This window comes from Shewanella sp. SM74 (assembly GCF_025653725.1).
Taxonomy (GTDB): Bacteria; Pseudomonadota; Gammaproteobacteria; order Enterobacterales; family Shewanellaceae; genus Shewanella; species Shewanella oncorhynchi.
In genome coordinates this window covers 1-16,717 of sequence record NZ_JAKKRZ010000051.1, presented here as the reverse complement: position 1 = coordinate 16,717, position 16,717 = coordinate 1, and the positions used below count along the sequence as shown (strand labels likewise).

18 protein-coding genes and 1 pseudogene are annotated in these 16,717 nt (G+C 42.6%); 9 read left to right on the top strand and 10 right to left on the bottom strand.

The window, feature by feature from the left end:
• Positions 1-715, bottom strand: a 715-nt coding sequence (locus L5M49_RS24075; RefSeq protein WP_263266956.1) for a phosphoadenosine phosphosulfate reductase family protein, incomplete at its 3' end; no start/stop codon positions are given.
• 163 nt (positions 716-878) lie between these two features.
• Between L5M49_RS24075 and L5M49_RS24070 the strand changes: the two genes are divergently transcribed.
• The 5 genes from L5M49_RS24070 (at position 879) to L5M49_RS24050 (ending at position 3,257) form a co-directional block, all read left to right on the top strand.
• The gene (locus L5M49_RS24070; protein ID WP_140906937.1) at positions 879-2,018 is read left to right on the top strand and encodes a DGQHR domain-containing protein; all 1,140 of its coding nucleotides are present in this window, start codon (positions 879-881) and stop codon (positions 2,016-2,018) included.
• Positions 2,015-2,317, top strand: a complete 303-nt coding sequence (locus tag L5M49_RS24065; RefSeq protein WP_263266955.1) for a hypothetical protein — start codon at positions 2,015-2,017, stop codon at positions 2,315-2,317. Before L5M49_RS24070 ends, L5M49_RS24065 begins: the two co-directional genes overlap by 4 nt.
• 65 nt (positions 2,318-2,382) lie before the next feature.
• Positions 2,383-2,586: a hypothetical protein gene (locus tag L5M49_RS24060; RefSeq protein WP_140906939.1), complete on the top strand. Its 204-nt coding sequence runs from the start codon at positions 2,383-2,385 to the stop codon at positions 2,584-2,586.
• Positions 2,587-2,648: 62 nt separating this feature from the next.
• Entirely contained in the window at positions 2,649-3,008 is a 360-nt protein-coding gene (locus L5M49_RS24055; protein WP_140906947.1) for a hypothetical protein, read from the top strand.
• A gap of 27 nt (positions 3,009-3,035) precedes the next feature.
• Positions 3,036-3,257: a hypothetical protein gene (locus L5M49_RS24050; protein ID WP_263266954.1), complete on the top strand. Its 222-nt coding sequence runs from the start codon at positions 3,036-3,038 to the stop codon at positions 3,255-3,257.
• A gap of 86 nt (positions 3,258-3,343) precedes the next feature.
• Here L5M49_RS24050 and L5M49_RS24045 read toward each other — a convergent pair whose 3' ends face one another.
• The 3 genes from L5M49_RS24045 to L5M49_RS24035 all read right to left on the bottom strand — a co-directional run bounded on the left by L5M49_RS24045 (position 3,344) and on the right by L5M49_RS24035 (position 9,624).
• Positions 3,344-4,597: an RNA-guided endonuclease InsQ/TnpB family protein gene (locus L5M49_RS24045; RefSeq protein ID WP_263266953.1), complete on the bottom strand. Its 1,254-nt coding sequence runs from the start codon at positions 4,595-4,597 to the stop codon at positions 3,344-3,346.
• Between the two features lie 217 nt (positions 4,598-4,814).
• Complete coding sequence (locus L5M49_RS24040; RefSeq protein ID WP_263149259.1) at positions 4,815-7,232, bottom strand: Ig-like domain-containing protein; 2,418 nt, start codon at positions 7,230-7,232, stop codon at positions 4,815-4,817.
• Between the two features lie 10 nt (positions 7,233-7,242).
• Complete coding sequence (locus L5M49_RS24035) at positions 7,243-9,624, bottom strand: Ig-like domain-containing protein (RefSeq protein WP_263149260.1); 2,382 nt, start codon at positions 9,622-9,624, stop codon at positions 7,243-7,245.
• Positions 9,625-9,733: 109 nt separating this feature from the next.
• On the opposite strand from L5M49_RS24035, the gene L5M49_RS24030 reads away from it, so the two are divergent.
• Entirely contained in the window at positions 9,734-10,018 is a 285-nt protein-coding gene (locus L5M49_RS24030; protein WP_037431062.1) for a hypothetical protein, read from the top strand.
• Here the strand turns inward: L5M49_RS24030 and L5M49_RS24025 are convergent.
• Complete coding sequence (locus L5M49_RS24025) at positions 9,999-10,451, bottom strand: hypothetical protein (RefSeq protein ID WP_259564278.1); 453 nt, start codon at positions 10,449-10,451, stop codon at positions 9,999-10,001. The genes L5M49_RS24030 and L5M49_RS24025 overlap by 20 nt on opposite strands.
• An 82-nt stretch (positions 10,452-10,533) precedes the next feature.
• On the opposite strand from L5M49_RS24025, the gene L5M49_RS24020 reads away from it, so the two are divergent.
• A complete protein-coding gene (locus L5M49_RS24020; protein ID WP_037431063.1) occupies positions 10,534-10,833 on the top strand; it encodes a hypothetical protein in 300 nt (99 codons plus the stop codon).
• Positions 10,834-10,835: 2 nt separating this feature from the next.
• On the opposite strand, the gene L5M49_RS24015 is transcribed toward L5M49_RS24020, so the two are convergent.
• Together L5M49_RS24015 and L5M49_RS24010 are read right to left on the bottom strand one after the other, a co-directional pair.
• Complete coding sequence (locus L5M49_RS24015; protein ID WP_263149261.1) at positions 10,836-11,555, bottom strand: hypothetical protein; 720 nt, start codon at positions 11,553-11,555, stop codon at positions 10,836-10,838.
• A 75-nt stretch (positions 11,556-11,630) separates the two neighbouring features.
• Positions 11,631-12,365, bottom strand: a complete 735-nt coding sequence (locus tag L5M49_RS24010) for an OmpA family protein (RefSeq protein ID WP_263149262.1) — start codon at positions 12,363-12,365, stop codon at positions 11,631-11,633.
• A 123-nt stretch (positions 12,366-12,488) separates the two neighbouring features.
• On the opposite strand from L5M49_RS24010, the gene L5M49_RS24005 reads away from it, so the two are divergent.
• A complete protein-coding gene (locus L5M49_RS24005) occupies positions 12,489-13,361 on the top strand; it encodes a DNA replication terminus site-binding protein (protein WP_259564288.1) in 873 nt (290 codons plus the stop codon).
• A 143-nt stretch (positions 13,362-13,504) separates the two neighbouring features.
• The gene (locus L5M49_RS24000; protein WP_011711611.1) at positions 13,505-14,410 is read left to right on the top strand and encodes a hypothetical protein; all 906 of its coding nucleotides are present in this window, start codon (positions 13,505-13,507) and stop codon (positions 14,408-14,410) included.
• Positions 14,411-14,432: 22 nt separating this feature from the next.
• Here L5M49_RS24000 and L5M49_RS23995 read toward each other — a convergent pair whose 3' ends face one another.
• The 3 genes and pseudogenes from L5M49_RS23995 to L5M49_RS23985 all read right to left on the bottom strand — a co-directional run.
• Positions 14,433-14,978 carry a hypothetical protein gene (locus L5M49_RS23995; RefSeq protein ID WP_259564290.1) on the bottom strand — a complete coding sequence of 182 codons (546 nt, stop codon included), beginning with the start codon at positions 14,976-14,978 and terminating at the stop codon, positions 14,433-14,435.
• 13 nt (positions 14,979-14,991) lie between these two features.
• Positions 14,992-15,882, bottom strand: coding sequence for a hypothetical protein (locus tag L5M49_RS23990; RefSeq protein ID WP_259564292.1), 891 nt, complete (start codon positions 15,880-15,882; stop codon positions 14,992-14,994).
• 108 nt (positions 15,883-15,990) lie between these two features.
• Positions 15,991-16,717: pseudogene (locus L5M49_RS23985) on the bottom strand (conjugal transfer protein TraG); the annotation flags it as partial.

Below are 16,717 nucleotides of genomic sequence, written 5' to 3'. Positions count from 1 at the left end.
CAAATACCTGTTCAGTTTCCCAGTGTTTAATCGGCGCCAGCTTATACATTTTGGAGCCAGCGGCTTCTACCTGTGCCATATCAGCCAGAATTGAGCCTGCCGTAATCAAGCTAAGCCCCTGCTTCTTCATGTTGCCTGCGCGGTGATGACTTTCGGCAATGCGACTGCCTACACAGCTAACCAGTTTGTAGCAGCTGCATTCACTGTACTTTTTAATCGCTTGCTTAATGTAGCGCTCGGACGGGTCTATTTTGAGAATAATGCTGCAATCTTGGTGACGTGTAACCGAAGGCACCAGTTTTTGCCCCCCAGTATACTTGATAAAATACTGGTCATTGATTGGCGGCTGAATAATGTCGTAGCAGAGATTAATCCCAATTTGCTTTCCAAACTCCAGTAATCGCTTACGGACATAATGGACGTACATTTTAAGCGCGATGGCTTCAGCCCCCGTATCCACGGTGACGACGAGTAAWGGTCTCGATGGCTCGACTAAGCCAGCCTGAATGGATTGGCGATAGGMTTCGACTGCCATTAACACCACGACTGAACTGTCTTTCCCTGAGAGCCCACAATGCAACACCACCGGCTCACTTTCAATGAGTGTGCGAAGCGCAGAAACACCTTGGTTGAATTGCTCATAGACTACTTTTAAATTTTCTTGGTCTTGTGCATCGAACTGGAAAATGTCTACGAGCTGTTGRGGGTTGTTCATTGTGAATGTCGCCTTGATCAGAGATGACTAGATGATCTCGCACATCGCAATTCACGCAAATTTCCGCTTTAAAGCCCCAGAAATAACCCATTCAATCAGCAAAATTTGCCAGATCTCGGGTTCGTGAAATCATGTCTCTATCAATTTCGATGGAGCTAAACCGATGGCCACAACAGAACATCAATCAACACTTTTGCCACTGACACTTTTCAAGGCTAAAGAAGGCCTAAGCAATAAAGCCGGAGTCACGATATACGAAGGCGTGATTACTTTCGAAGAGCTCGCCAAGCACTTTCCCGTAGAGGCCAACAGTGACGTTTTAAGCGAGCAACTGAAACGCCAGCGCGATGTGGACTCAGGTCGTGTTAACGCCCTAAAGCGGTACTGGCAGGAAACCGACGCGGCAGTATTCCCGAATATGACTTTCTTCTGTAATGAGTTGACCGTCTTAGAAGAAATGAAGATAGGTAATCGGTCCGTGGTCACTGCGGAGCTTCCTGCAACGGCTGACAGATTTATTGCTGACGGCCAAGGCCGAACCACTTTTATTAAATGGCTGTTAGCACAATACAAAGATCATTTTAATGATTTCACCGTCAGCTTTAAGCTCATTCATATCGATGACATCTCACTATCAACACCGTTTGCGTCGAAGTTAATTAGACAGTTATTCAGTGATTACCATGTATCCCTCAAGAAACCAAACCAATCGATTTCGAATCACTTTAACAATCGCACTCCGTTTGCCAGTCTTTTGAATGAACTGCTTGAATTGAATATTGGTAACGGCAAAATTCTTAAAGACCGTATTGGTCTTCACGGTAAAATAAATCGCGGAACAATGTGGAAATTTGACCAACTAAAATCGATGATTCTAAAGTTTATCGGTGTTACTGCTTCGACGGCAGACAAATATCTAATAGATCAGGAGCAATACGAACTGTCGCTGAATCTGTGCCAAGAATTTCTCCGGGAGGCAATTTCGCAAATCCCAACCGACATGCTCGATGGCCAGGACTTTAAGACACAACACGATGCAGCAATGTTTACCAAAGTGGTGTTCACAAACGGCTTAGGATTACTTGGAAGGTCTATTTTCGACTCAATTGTAAGCGGTTCAACTGTATCATTTGAGGCCCTTAAAAATATTAACTTACCGATTGACGACAAGGGTGATAAGTTTTGGCTTAAAAACAACGTCACGACAGCTGATCACAAGATTGTCCGAGGAAGCGATAAGCGCATTGGGTCTCTCATGTGTCAACACCTTAAGGTTTTCCCTACTTTAGAGCTAATGGCATGATCATCGACCTGAAAGATTATCGCTGTCCAAATGCGCAAGTGGCACTAACAAGAGTGCTTGAAGCATTTGAAATCTGCAGCACCAACGAGCTAACAATCATTACAATTGAGCCATCTCTAGAGCGAGCACTGGTTCATAGGATTGAACACATGAGCTATTCGATGTTGATAACCCAGGCAACATCGCGAGATATCACAGATGAGATTGTGACCTCTTGGGGTGTGGATGTTGACGAAGATGATATTTCAGATGTTGATCAACAACATACACTTGTTGTTACTAAGCAAAGAACGGTTTAGATGTATTTTAGGGTATAAATTTTTTCAATTGGTTGCTAATCAATAATCAGCGCGGTATATAAATAATGGCTAATCCTGAGTGGGTATCTGATTGCTTTGGTATCGTCCCGCACTTCCGTGGTGGTCGCTGGGTCGTTGTATACGGCGATAATGATTTGTGGGCTTATAACGGCATTTATCGCAACCGTAGGCGTGCCAAAAAAGAGATCACCCATTACATCAACAAAGGCTTGTTCAGGATGCGCCGAAGCGCACTGGCCAAACGATAACGGGAAATTGTAGGCTATTAGTGATGCGTTTATCCACTTCGACAACTTAAGCGGAAACATTAATGAAAAAAACACTGTTTCTATTGATTTCAGCCACTTTTATGTATGGTTGCGACTCTGCTACAGAGTTAGGAAGTAGCCTATCAGAATATTATCAATTACCTAAACCTACGGTATGGGCGATACCCGATGGCCGTACTCTTAATCTAGGTGATAGGTCGGCGGTAATAGTTGGCACAGATCGTTGTAACAATGGATTTGGCTATTACTCATGTTGGATGTTTTCTCTTGAACCAGATGCCCAAACATTAGTCATCCTAGCGGATGGCACTAAAGAACTTTGGAAAACTGTTGATGCGGGTGATGGCCGTATCTATCTTGAACGCCCTAACGGTTTAAGAGTAAGTGATACCCCTAATTAATAGAACGGAAAATAAAGAGTAATTCGTATGGGATATATAGGTACATTTGGTACTGCTACAACAGCGCCAGAACATCATTGTAATACGTTTGGCACTCCATCTTGGTCAGGTAAGCATGAAGATGATTTTACCTCTGTCCTTGAACAAGAATTACGTGAATTTATCAAACGTGAGGCTAAACGATACGGAAATAATGATCTTGACATGCTCCCCGCCATGACGGGGATTCCTGAATACAGGCGATATTAAATTACTTTATCATCTGCTTTCTGCTGCTGATCGCTAATGCAATTCACTTCACAGACGCTACGGCTCTGCCCGAGCCTGATAATTATTTATGCCGCTTGTTCTAACTCGTGCAAATAGCGATTTAGAATCACTTTAGCCGCATTTTTATCCGCATTTTCTGAATGACCGCAGGACTGGCAAATAAACTCAGCCTGAGTTTTGCGATTATCCTTTTCAATATGACCACAGCAAGCACATTCACGGCTGGTATTTCTAGGGTTTACTTCACCGTAAACTCCACCTTTCCAGCGCATTTTATACTCAAGTTGGCGGCGTAATTCGTGCCAACCTTGATCTAAAATTGATTTGTTAAGCCCTGATTTAGCCGCGACATTCTTGCCGAGATTTTCGCTGTCACCTTTCGCTGATTTACTCATATTCGCAACTTTCAAAGCTTCACAGATAACCATTGCGTGATTCTTGCAGATCTCAGATGTAGCTTTATGTTGATAGTCATTGCGAATATTAGCTATGCGTTGATGTAGCTTACTTACTTTGAGTTTTTGCTTCTTCCAGTTCTCTGAGCCTAAAACCTTTCGAGATAATTTGCGTTGCTCAATGGCTAACTTATCCTGATAAACCCTGAAAGAATGGATACCATCAAAAACACCCTTATTACCACAAAAATCCGTGGATAAGGTCATGTTTTTGGCGATGCCCATATCAATGCCTGTTATTTCCCCTTGTACGTTAGTTGGTAGCTCAATCTCAACCAAACACATAATAGAGATGTGCCATTCACCTACAGCGTTAAGAGATACAGTAGCGTTGCGCAATTCACCAATAACAGGTTGACTGTTTCGGTAACGAACCAAGCCAAGACCGTTAGGTAATTTAATGTGCTTATTTTGAATGCTGATCTGTTTTTTAGGTGCAGGAAACCGCATTGTTGAGTGATGAGCAATTTTTCGTGTCCTAAATACGGGAAATCCGCGCTTCCCTTTCGACCATTCATCCAACGCTTTGACAAAATCACGCTGGCGCTGCTGCAAACAATCCGTAAACGCATTATCTAACCATAACCGATGATTGAGCTTTTTCCATGACGTTAATTGTTTGTTTAAAAAAGCAGAATTAGGAAAAGACTTTTTAAGCAACTTGCGATCTTTGAAAGCTAAATCATTGAGGTGCTTATAAAGTACCTTTTTGTCCGTGATTGCCACTGATTTTTTAATGATGTTAAGAACATACTCAAGGCTATCATTGAAAACCACACGTCCACACCCCGCCATTTGAGCCAGTTTTTCAGCTTGCTCTGACGTTGGTTCTAATTTGAACTTGTAGGCTTTTTCAATTTTCACTTAACTTCAACCTTAGTTGGGCGCTCTAATTTGTAATCTGTTTTCACAGGCGCATCATAAACATCCTCACGATAGCCTTTATAGCCTTTCTCATACATGGTTACTCTGGCATCAAACTCAACTTTGATACTGAAATGGCAGTGACCACATCGGTGTACTGCCTTTTCAAAAAACTTCTGCGCAATCCGTATTTCAGTATTTTAAGTCAATCAAAGTTTTAGATACTGCTCTTCACTTCTAATATTTCAAATAAAAACTGCGCCTTTCCTTTTTGACCACTCACAGCGGGATACACCGAAAATTTAACCACTCCCGATTTGGCAACAGGGTTTAGCGTTACCGTTTGACCAGGCTTTACTACTTGACCAAGTACTTGAACACTTATTTCAGCATCAGTGCGTAACGTAAATAAAGCATCTTGCGGTCCCGAAGCGAGCTGGCTTTCAACTGTTCTCAGATCATTAATGACGACTTCACTGACAGGATTGTCTACAGAGCTAGCTAAATCCTTAGATACTGCAAGAGTTGTTAATGAGCCTACATTTACTATGTTAGGCGGCTGATAAGTAAAGCTCTTGCTACTAACGCCTTGGTTGCCAAAAACGTCGGTAGCTTTCACCGTTAAAGTATAAATCTCACCGGATGTAAGTGATGGGAAAAGCCTTGGATATTGCAATGAATACACGTTATTGCCTTTACTTACAGTGGCCAAATAAACCGTGTCGTTAGCTGAGCCGCCGGAGATAATAACACTATCGATGGTGTAGCTTGATTCATCTGCAATGGACACTACCAAGTCATCTAGCCCGACAATGTCATTGAATACTGCACTACCGGAATTGGTAATGCTTATTGTTGGTGCGGCGTTTTCTATTTTGAATGTTTGAAGCGGGGACACAGTGGTAGGCCCGTGATTCTCGACCATCTCTAATTCTAGTGAATGGTTTCCAGTCGGCAGAGAGTTTAAGTTAAAGACGTATTCCCAATTAACACCGTTGCGAATTGAACTAATAGGGTTTAAATATTTTGTACCATATTTAATTCTAGCGGCCTTCATGACTAACCTTTCAAACCAACTGCCTGCACCCGGTAGATAAACAAATGCAGTAAGAGTGTTAGTTGTCGTATCAACTTTATAACTGGTCATTTGCGGGTATTGAGCATCGTTATAGGTTGATTCGCCGTAGCTGTAATTCGCGTAAAGTGTTCCCATCGGCAGGCCCACTGACACAACACCGATAGCATCGTGCAAATAGCCATATCCACCTTTGGTCATCTCATATGTTAAACCCGTTAAGCTACAAATTGACTCACCTGCTGGAATGTCGCAAGAATATCCACGAAAACTTGCGCGTTGCACGTAATCCCGCGGCTGCACCCGAAGCTCAAAATCAGTCATTGTAGCTGGCAAAATCGAATTATGATGCTTGATCCCTGTCGTAATAGGCATTCGAACGTCATTTAACAAAAATGTTGCTGACGTCAACACTGGGGATTTTGAAGCAGTTTCAGACAATGACAAATTGTATTGGATAGTGCCTGCCATCCATCGACCAAAGTCAACCCACTTAATTTGGTTTGCGCTGTTATATCCAAATGGCGCTGTCATATCAAAATAACCGTATTCACCATTAATTATAACATTTGTCGCTCCCACTGAGTTCGCGAGAGCAAGCCCCCCTTTCACTCCAGCGTCTCGAACGTTATCTACTGGTACTCTATATAACAATCGAACGGGGTTGGTTTTGACTGTCATGCCTGGCGTATAAGCTACAAAACCTACAAATGAACTAGATACACTTTCAGCCAAGTTTGCATCCGGGTCGAAGACTGCAAAAGGAGAAGATGGAGCCCCACCATAGTTGTCGTAATAGAATGTTTTGACAGTTGAACGAGTGATGTTACCTGCGGCATCATATAGCTGAGCCTGCATTGAATATGGTTCAGAAGCGTTATTTGACGGTAATATATTTGATAAGTCTGTTTGTGCATTTATCACAGCTTTGAATGCTGCTTGGTCTATGACCATGGGTCTTGTTAATACGATGGAATCGGAATTTAGTTTTTGTACAATGACAGAACCTGAAACCGCACCTTTTACATCCGTTATCCAAATTTTCGATTCTTCGCCGGAGTTTTGTGTATTTAGCCACCAAATTTCATTCGACCCTGTTTCGGCACCATAATTGCCTGTACCATTTCCATACCAGTCTCCAATGATAGGTCCCTCAGTATCAACTTCAACAACCTTTGTATACTGATCAATTGTTGTACCAGAACTGTTAATCGTTTCGATTTTAAGGCTATACAAACCATCCATCAATTTGGGGATAGTTATTGATTTTCCGTAAAATTCTCGTCCAGAAAAGCTTAACCTGTCAGAAACTCGAATAAAATCTGTGGTGTTGTTGAACACCGTCACTCCACTGGTGTTGATGACTGATAGCTTAAGTTTGTTATCAAGCCCTCCAGAGAGGTAAACCATCGCATCAGTTTGAGGGTTAATGAGCGAGCCCTCAGTGGTTTTCACTGTAGCGTTGGTGTCTGTATACGAAAAGCCTTCTACTGCCGCGTTAGCCATGCCAGAGCAGATGACGCTACACAGCCCTAAAAGTAGTGATTTATTAATTTGCATGGCCTGCCCTTTAATTGGTAGAAGTGATTTGCGGAATGTCGATCATGAAGCTTGCCTGCCCTTTCACACCAGGAGAAGCAGAGTAAACAGGAATAACAACTTCACCTGTGATGCTGGGGATGATCGTGATTTGTTTAGTTTCCCCAGGTTGCAACACGCTACCAAGGATATTGACGTTGATTTTGGCGTCACTGCGTAACGTGATAAATGCCGTTTGAGCACCGGACGCGAGTTGTCCTTCAGCCGTTCTGAGCACACCAGTTTTAATTGATGTAATTGGGTCGTTTTGCGTGTTCTGCAGTTGTTTATTAACAGCCAAAGTCGTCATTTGCCCAACTTGCAATAAGTTGGCAGGCAAATACAAGAAGGTTGAAGTTAACGTCGATGCGTTCCCTGCTGTATCTTGAGCGGTAATATTGATAGTGTAAGTTTCATTCGCTTCCAAACTAGGGAATAAACGAGGGTAATTCAGGTCGTAAACACCATCACCTAAATTATTTGTAGAAACATAAACTGAATCCTTAGCAGCCCCTCCAGATAGCACAACCGAATTGATATTGGCTTCACTATCATCAGTAATGCTGATACGTAAACTCTCTAAACCATTAATGGTGCTTCCGTTTGAGATTTGCGCTCCAGAAGGCGATTGCAATCGCAAAACTGGAGGCGTAGTGTCGTTTAGATAATTGGATAGAATCGACTGTGTTACCCGATTACCATAGGTGTCATCTGCGTAAAACGAAATATTTTGACGACCACTTGGTAATCGATTGAGTTTAAAAGTAACTCGATGACGGCCGGTGCCGGTGATCACCCAAGAATCGGGAGATATTGCGAAGCCTAAACTAGATTGCAATCGGAAAACCTCTGTCTTCCACATTCCAGAACGCCAATCGCTAGTAGTGTTCGTGTCGTACACGTTTACAGTTATTGAATCATCAGTAACATTGACCGATTCGATTGTGGGAGCAATAAAATCCCAATATGTATACCAATAATTAAATTGAGCACTAAAACGTCCATCACTGACACCGTTCACACTTGAGTAGACCACATAGCTGTAGGGTGTATAGCCAAAACCAGACTCAAATACTCTGTTGATTGTAACATCGCAATAGGTTTCACCAATTGGGATAACACAGGAGCCTAAACCTGAAACAACGGCTAATTGTTCATAACCCATTTTTTCACTGTTTAGACGAAGCCTTACCACTTTTGTGTATTTGCCAACACTGATTCTTTCGCCCCCACTGCCACCTTCCTCACTAAACCATTGTACAGTGTCAGGTTGCTTAGTAGGCGAACGATCAACACCTGGGCCTAGGGTGAACTTGAAATCAGAAAGGTAATTGACTGAGTGAATGCCACTTTTCGTCAGCGCAACCCAATATGGGTTTACTGTAGGATATGAGACAGTAAATTCGTTATAGACAAAATCACCATCTCGATAACCATAACTACTCCAACCATAATCCCCGTTTGCTTCCAACGTTTCAGAATAGGGCCGTCTATAGCGGACTTTTATCGGATTGTTGTAGATGGTCATCCAAGATGTGTACGGCTTCCACGTAGCACTTGAAGCATCATAAATGTCGCTACGAACTGGTAAGGGATATGAGGCTTTTTCGATAAACGAGCGAGCAGTAAAATCTGAATAATTACCTGCTGCATCAAAGACCCTAAAACCAGCCTGATACCAACCTCTATCACTGGGTAAAACCTCAGATGGTAGGGACGAAAGGCTCGCAGTGGAAGTATCTAAATCCAATTGAGCATTAATCGAATTTATTAATGAAAGGCTCACATCATCTTTCACAATGTAGAGAACATTTTTGAGCCCAGCACCTGTATCTTGAATACCTGTGAGTTTTAATTGGCCGAAATCCATAGGGCTATATGAAGCTAAAGTTCCACCGAAGGATCTATAGTTAAAAGCTAAATCAGAACTATTAGCTGTTGGTGCTTGAGTATCTATTGTCACCGGAATAGACCAAGAGCCAATCACATTCCCATCAACGGATAACAAGTCAGCCTGTAAGGTATAATTTCCCTGTAAATTAGGCGCAACTATAGAGATCTGTTTTCCGTAAAAGTCTTTTCCTTGAAATGTAATTCTGTCGGAAACACCAACCACACCCGTATTGACTTCGTTAAGCTTGACCCCACTAGAAAGCCAATATAGTTTTAGCTTTCGGTCAAGACCGGCAGACACATAAACATTCATTGAATGTGCAAGAACCGGGTTGATGGCCATAGCGGAAGCAGGTGTCAAAGTCGTCTGTTCTTGCATAACAGACGTAAAGGTCATACCTTCAATTTCCGCAAATGCAAAATGTGGCAAGGCTAATAACGCAGCCGCTAAAAGTTTGTAGCGATGCTGACTGAAATTCATAAGTGGCTCCTTCATCGAGAGCGATTATTTTAACACAGATAATTAAGTTTGCATGTTATTTAATCTAAGTTAAGATCTAACATAAACCATAGTTCTAGGTAGGAAATTCATGAAACTTATCAGACTGATTAAAGCCGTATCCATTTGTGCGATTGCTTCAGCTACGCTAAATGTCTACGCCAAAGATGATGGCAAGAAACGGCCAACCCTAAACGAATTGATGGCTGAAAATGCTTACATCGAACTTGCTGAACGTAATGAGCTCAGCAAGCCAGTTGTCTCTTCATGGGAACAAAAAACGATGAAATCAGAAGGTGGGAAAACCACGGAGGTTGTTGAGTCTTGGAAAGTCGAAACACGTATATACAGTAAGCCTAAGAGTGACAAACCTTAATCAGTTTTGCTAACTGCCCATGAACCTGCTCAGCTAATCCCCGCGAATTGGTAAGCACGATACTTTTGTCACTGAGAACCACGCGATAAGCGTTCATTGTACTTTCAATTTTAAGTTCATCATTGGCTAAGTTGAATTCTCGACTCCAAATGCGCCCCCCCCACAGTGTCAACTCGAGCAGGCAATCAGACTCGTAAAGATAAGACATATAGACCTTTTTCTTTAATCCAAGCGCCACCAACGCCCCCCCCCCAAGTACAACCATCCCAGCCCAAGGAGTTAATGAGTTATGGAGGTTGACGATCACAGACAACGTGCTGAAACCCACAATTGAGATCAACGAATAAAAAACTGAGCGAGGGTAAGGTGTGAATGAAGTACCAAACCATACTCGGATTTTAGGGTTGTTGTGACAAATTCTTATCGCATTCACAAAATTACATCTCCATATTTGAATTAGGATGGATTATAGTAGCGTCAATAACACAAATCTATAATGCTAAGGCATATGTAAATTGTTTATTTCATATTCAGAATTAGTGGACGAATGCGGTAAACTACTAGAGTCAGAAATGCCAGTAGTGCTAGTTCAAATTATTCATGCCCGAGGTCACAGCGCGGCCTACCATTTAAAACTGGGAGTTATCCCAGAATCAAATGACAAGATCATTGTTAAGTACCAACTTCCAAGCATGACCGATAATCCATCGGTTGCGCAGACGTGGATAGAGACTCTTCTGTCGCATTATCCTCAACTGGCTATCCACACCTACGGCGCTTTCAAAACTCATTCCTTGCCGATTGAAAACGCCTAGCACTACTGCTGGACAGGATAGTACGGCAGCTGTGTAAAGGTTTGAACGGTATTTAACAGGCAATGTGAGTCAATGTTAGGGTAATTTCGTGCAAATACATCCAATGCGTAGACCCCGAGTAAGTAAGCATCATCAAAGCTCACAGGAACAGCTTTTGGCTTCTTGCCACCCTCATTGATTGAGAAGAAAAACCCATTCTGTTGTCGCTTGACCGAGATGCTTTTGTTTTTCTGTGGGCCATGTGACTTAAACTCAATGAATGGAATGAATCCGAATAGCACGGCTAGCAAATGCCGATATTCAGTCGCGGTGATTTGAATTATTGTCTTATCCTGCCAATCAAACTTTTTAGTGCCATCCCCCATTCCGTTTGCGCCTTCAATGTTCAAGGTGTGAAAACCTTTCTTAGTGACAGATGCGACGATGGTCAGCGCAGCGGCCTTACCGTGGATTTTTACCGATTTTTCAAATTCTGGAGCAGCTGCAGGCTGAACATTATGAGCGCTTTGTGCGGATTGCTCTTCAAATCCGCGGCGATTGTCATGCTGGGGTTGGTACTGCTGATATTCATCATAATTTGCGGCCTCGTGGTGAGGCTCAATATTCATAGGGTTACCTTGGCGCGGTTGATAATAAAGCGTCTGCTGTTGCATTGGAGCAGATTGAGATTGGGCTTGTGGGGTTGCGTTGTAAGCGGGTTGGCTGTAATAGCTGTTATTCATTTTTAAATCTCCACTAATCATCATGACTATGATTAGACCAGACATTTCAAATGACGCAAAAATTGGCCTTTCGACTCAATAATACAACTCGACTTTACGCCACAACTTCAAATTGTCAGTATGACCGCTCATAAGTGGTGGCGAATACGAAGCCCCATAGCTAACGACGCTAATCAGTTCACTAGGCACCCCTTTGGTGACCAATTCGTTTTTTACTCGCTCCGCACGTTTGCGTCCAAGAGCAAGATTGTAATCAGCTGAGCCACTAATATCAGCATAACCAACAACCAGCACTCTACCGTGGGTTTTTAAAAGATAATCACGGTGCTTAGCCAAAACATATTGAGCCTCGGCAATATCGGAATAGCCGACAGCATCATACTCAAAATAAAGCGTTCTATCGGTGGGTTGGTGAATAATGATTTGGGCATCATCATTGAATTGTTGCTGATAACTCTTTTCATCATTTGCAGCTGGCACTTGTGTTGGCAGATAGCTATCACTGTAAGCAGATGAAACTGCGGCACGATAAACGTCACGATAGTACTTCATCATGGAGCTACGGCCATCATTAACAGCCGCATCTCTCGCCTTTTCCAATTCGAAAGCGAGATCGCCTATTTTTCGCCCAGCATCAGCTGAAAGGTTCCGAACGTCGTTTCTTTGTTGATGCCTTACATTGATATTTTGATCATAAATTGTTTTACTACAGCAATCAGTAATTTCTGGTATTTCAGTTGATACTGATACAGCGCACGCTGAAAGCATCATGGCGAACAGTGATACTGTTGCTAGTTTGTTGATTTTCATCATATGGCCTACACAGTTTTCTAAACGCAAAGTTTTTAATATATAATAACATTTTTTTAGAAGAGTTCTAAGTTTTCAAATGAATCAGAAGAAAGGGAATTTCGGAATTTTACGAGGTAGACGGTGACTAACGCCGAATTCGACATTAACTCTTTTGATGTTTTGTACAACAAACTGACTCTTGAATTAATTGAACTAGCCAGTCATCTTCCTGATGCAGCTAGCAATCAGTCATTTTTTTATAAAATAACTCCTTCACCCCAAACATTTGATAAATTCAAAGTAGAACTATTTTCTGACATCAAAGCGCGAGGGTGGATAGCATCTTCCTTAACTCAAATGACGCTTTCTGAAGATTCAATCGGCAGAACCAGTATAACACCAGGTGTTATCATTTTCCCTCATTCAGAATATAACCATATAAATCAACTGATTGAAAAAATAAATAATACGAAAGATAACATTCAAGCGTTACTATCAACGCATGACCTACACAAGTTAAGAGCAACGTTAGCCCGGCAAAATACATTGTGCTCACTCGTTATGCTCACAAGAAAAATCCACGTTTTAAAATGCGAAGAAAAATCTACCATTTCAGTCTCTTGGTACATGAGAAGTGGAATGCGCGTTTTGAAAGAAAAGGATTTTTCAACAAGAATACAAAAAGCAGTGCAAAACAACATTCTGGAATTTTCAAAAGGAAATGAATATCTAGAAATTTTTCAAAAAAACCAAAAATCACATAGTTTTCGAATAAAAAGAAACATAATACCAACAACGATTTACAACATTTGGAAAGCTGGTAGTAGTAAAGAAAAACTGCAATACAACGGCCAAACACCTCTTTTCGTTTTCTCCGATTACGACATAAAGGTCAAACACTTAGAAAGTAATTACGGTACTAAGACGCGTTCAAAACGCAATGATGCAACGCCTGACACGGATCTTCTCATTCCAGAATTACACATTTACATGTCAAAGATTAACAAGGAATGATTAACCTATAGAATATTTGAATTGTGTTTGTGAGAGATTTCGCACATACTCATAGATGAAAATCGTACTGAGTAGACAGCTACCCTCTCAGGAATTTTACGAGCCTAGCCAGCGCGAAGCCGTCAAAAAATCGAGAAAACATCATGAATAGCAACAACGTACTTAAATTTCCGGTTACTGCACCACTAACGCACGTACCCAAGGATAACATCAAAAAACCAGAGCAAGTTGCTTCGGAGAAGATGATAACCTCACGGAAAGGGGTGCAGTTTTTATCTTATGAAGATTGGGTGGAGTATATAAAAGATCTCGGAGTTACCAGTCGTGCAGAATGGCTTAGATACGTCGAGGCTAATGAAATCCCTCCATATCTACCAGTGTCGCCATCATTATTCTATGGCCGTAGAGGATTATGGCAAGGTTGGGGGGTGTTGAACCCTAACGCACCTGTAATACCGCAATCGGAAGAAGATGACATTCATAGTCGCGGCGGCGTATTTGCTAGTTATGAGACATCTTCCGAATATGCCAAAGCATCTGGCATTAAAACAATGGCCGAATGGGTGGAGTATCACCAGAAGAATGAAAAACCTAAAAACATTCCTTCTGATCCTCGTTCTTTCTATACAAGAAAAGGTATGTGGCAATCTTGGAACCATTTCCTAGGAAATGAAGAACCTTATGATTACCACCAAAAAGGTACTCTTGAGAAAGTGAAAAGATGGTTTAAAGAAAATAACATCACCACTTCAACTCAATTTTTAGAAATGGCTGCAAATAAACAACTGCCTGACTTTGTGCCAGCAGCACCGACCATGTTATTCGGTGTCAAGTTCAAAGACCTTCTTGCTAAAAGACAAAAGTACGTCACTTTTAACCAAGCTAGTAAAGAAGTTAAGAAGTGGAATTGCAGCAGTATGTTGGAATTTAGAGCTAAACATCGCGAATTGAAAGCCAGTGGCAACAAACTAGCGACTCAAATTCCGTCTGCACCAGATCGCGTTTATAAAGACCTTTGGAAAGGCTGGACAAACTTCCTTCAAGGTTAATTTCCTAAAAAAAGCTGGGACATCAATAACTTGAAAGTGTGTAGTCAAGATAAATTCCCAGCTTATCAAGCGCCTCAAAGCTCATAAAGATCCTTGACATCTCTCCCGCATTTTTTTGATTCATCGCTTTAGAATACTGTTCAAAAGCCTTTTGAAATTCCTGATTTTGCTCCAACCTCAAAACATTTTTATAAGCACGATCAATCACATCACCTCTCACTGTAATTGTTTTGCTCGCAACAATTCTAAATATCGGCTCCGACTGGCCTTCTATCTCTCCTTGTTCAAAGGCTAAATCGCTCCCGGTAACTTCATACGGGGACAAATTCAAAACCATCACCACTTCCCAAGGCTTTTCAATCTTGCGGCCTGACTGCATCAAAGCATCGTAAAGCGCATATTGAATCGATTTGATACTTCCTGTGTGCGCAAGAGAATCGGCGTCGTCGAATCCATGAACAATTAACCTGGACACACCATTACCACGATAATCATACTCACCCGCAATGACATCTGTGTGAGTTAACAACATAGTAATTATTAGCAGCGCGGCACTAATTTTTTGCATATAAAATCCTCCCCTACTTCGACGGCAACGCTTGAATCGTAGCGTTCATACCGATGGGTACTTGGGTATTTTTCAAATTGTTGACAGATACGACCTTTTTACCGACTGAGATAAATGCGCCATCCATCCTTTTAATCATCTGTTGGTCAGGATATTTAATCTGCTGTTGAGGCTTATGTGACAGAACGGCTTCAAAGACCATATCAGGCCTTGAGCTAACATCATCTACCGTGCCTAAAGTGGGCCCCTTTACCCCACGACGCCCGTAAGCGTCAGCGAGCATGACTTTGTAGCGCATAACCCAATAATCCAAAAAGGTTTCAGTAGAGACAAACTGATAGTCGGATGGCATCGTGTTCTCATGATTGCCGGTGATCACAAACAAACTATTAGGAGTGCCATAAATTCTATCTTCTTTTTCTTTCAAATAGCGTCCATCAATCGGTGTCCAATGGCGCCGATTCTGCGAAGATAGATGCACATCCGTTTCCAACTGTTTTAATAACGCGGACTCGTCGTAAGGACGAATGCTAACGGTGATATCTGCTTTAATCTCAATACCAGCAGACAACACGTTATAGCAAAATTCAACACTATTTACAGAATACATATAGGAACTTGCAGTAACGACCTCATGTAATACCGATTCGTCATTAGATGATGACCTGATCAATACGCCCTGTTGTGCTGTAGGGTTCAATTTGGAATAAATTGCTTTTCTCGCCGCTCGGTCAATTAGATCTGCTTTGAAATTGTTGAGTGACATCTTGCGGCCCACTGGTTTGCCACTTAAATAACTCACACCCCATAAATCGGTTGCTGACTCTGTAACAGTCAGTTCTTCAGCATTGACAATACAGGTTGAGCTAAACCAAGCTGCCACTAATAGGCTAATTATCTTCAAAATTTTCCCCCTACCATTACATTTCCATCCATGCTACACCACTAATCAAATCCAGCAAATTCCCAAAAAAACGGCGGTAGAAACCGCCGAATTTCAAACCAAAATCTATCAACGCTCCATCGTTGGCACGTTGCTATTGGAAGTGTCCATAGATGGGCCACCGCTGCTATTGGAACCTGCGACAGAGTGACCGCTGGCCGCACCACCACCCACTAAATCAACACTGTTATAACTCACGTTTGAGGGTTGGACGTTGTTCCCGAATCCGCCCATTACAGAGAAATTGAATCCAGCTTGATTACCATCGAATGCGTAAGGATTGTTCTCTACAACGGTACTTCCCGATTGCGTAGAATTTTCGGCCGGAGTTTCGACATAACGAACCTCTGGCTCACTTCTTTCAGGACTAGCGGTGTTTACCGCATCACCTTGAACCGTTGCCGCAGGGGATGCGCCTTGTTGGCTCACCGTGTCACCCTGAGCCATGGCCGCTGGCGCTGCGCCTTGCTGGCTCACAGTGTCACCTTGAACCGTTGCTGCAGGGGATGCGCCTTGTTGGCTCACTGTGTCACCCTGAGCCATGGTTGCTGGAGCTGCGCCATGTTGGCTCACCGCATCACCTTGAGTTGCGGCCGCTGGGGCTGCGCCTTGTTGGCTCACCGTGTCACCCTGAGCCATGGCCGCTGGGGCTGCGCCTTGTTGGCTCACTGTGTCACCCTGAGCCATGGTTGCTGGAGCTGCGCCATGTTGGCTCACCGCATCACCTTGAGTTGCGGCCGCTGGGGATGCGCCATGTTGGCTCAGCGCATCACCTTGAGTTGCGGCCGCTGGAGCT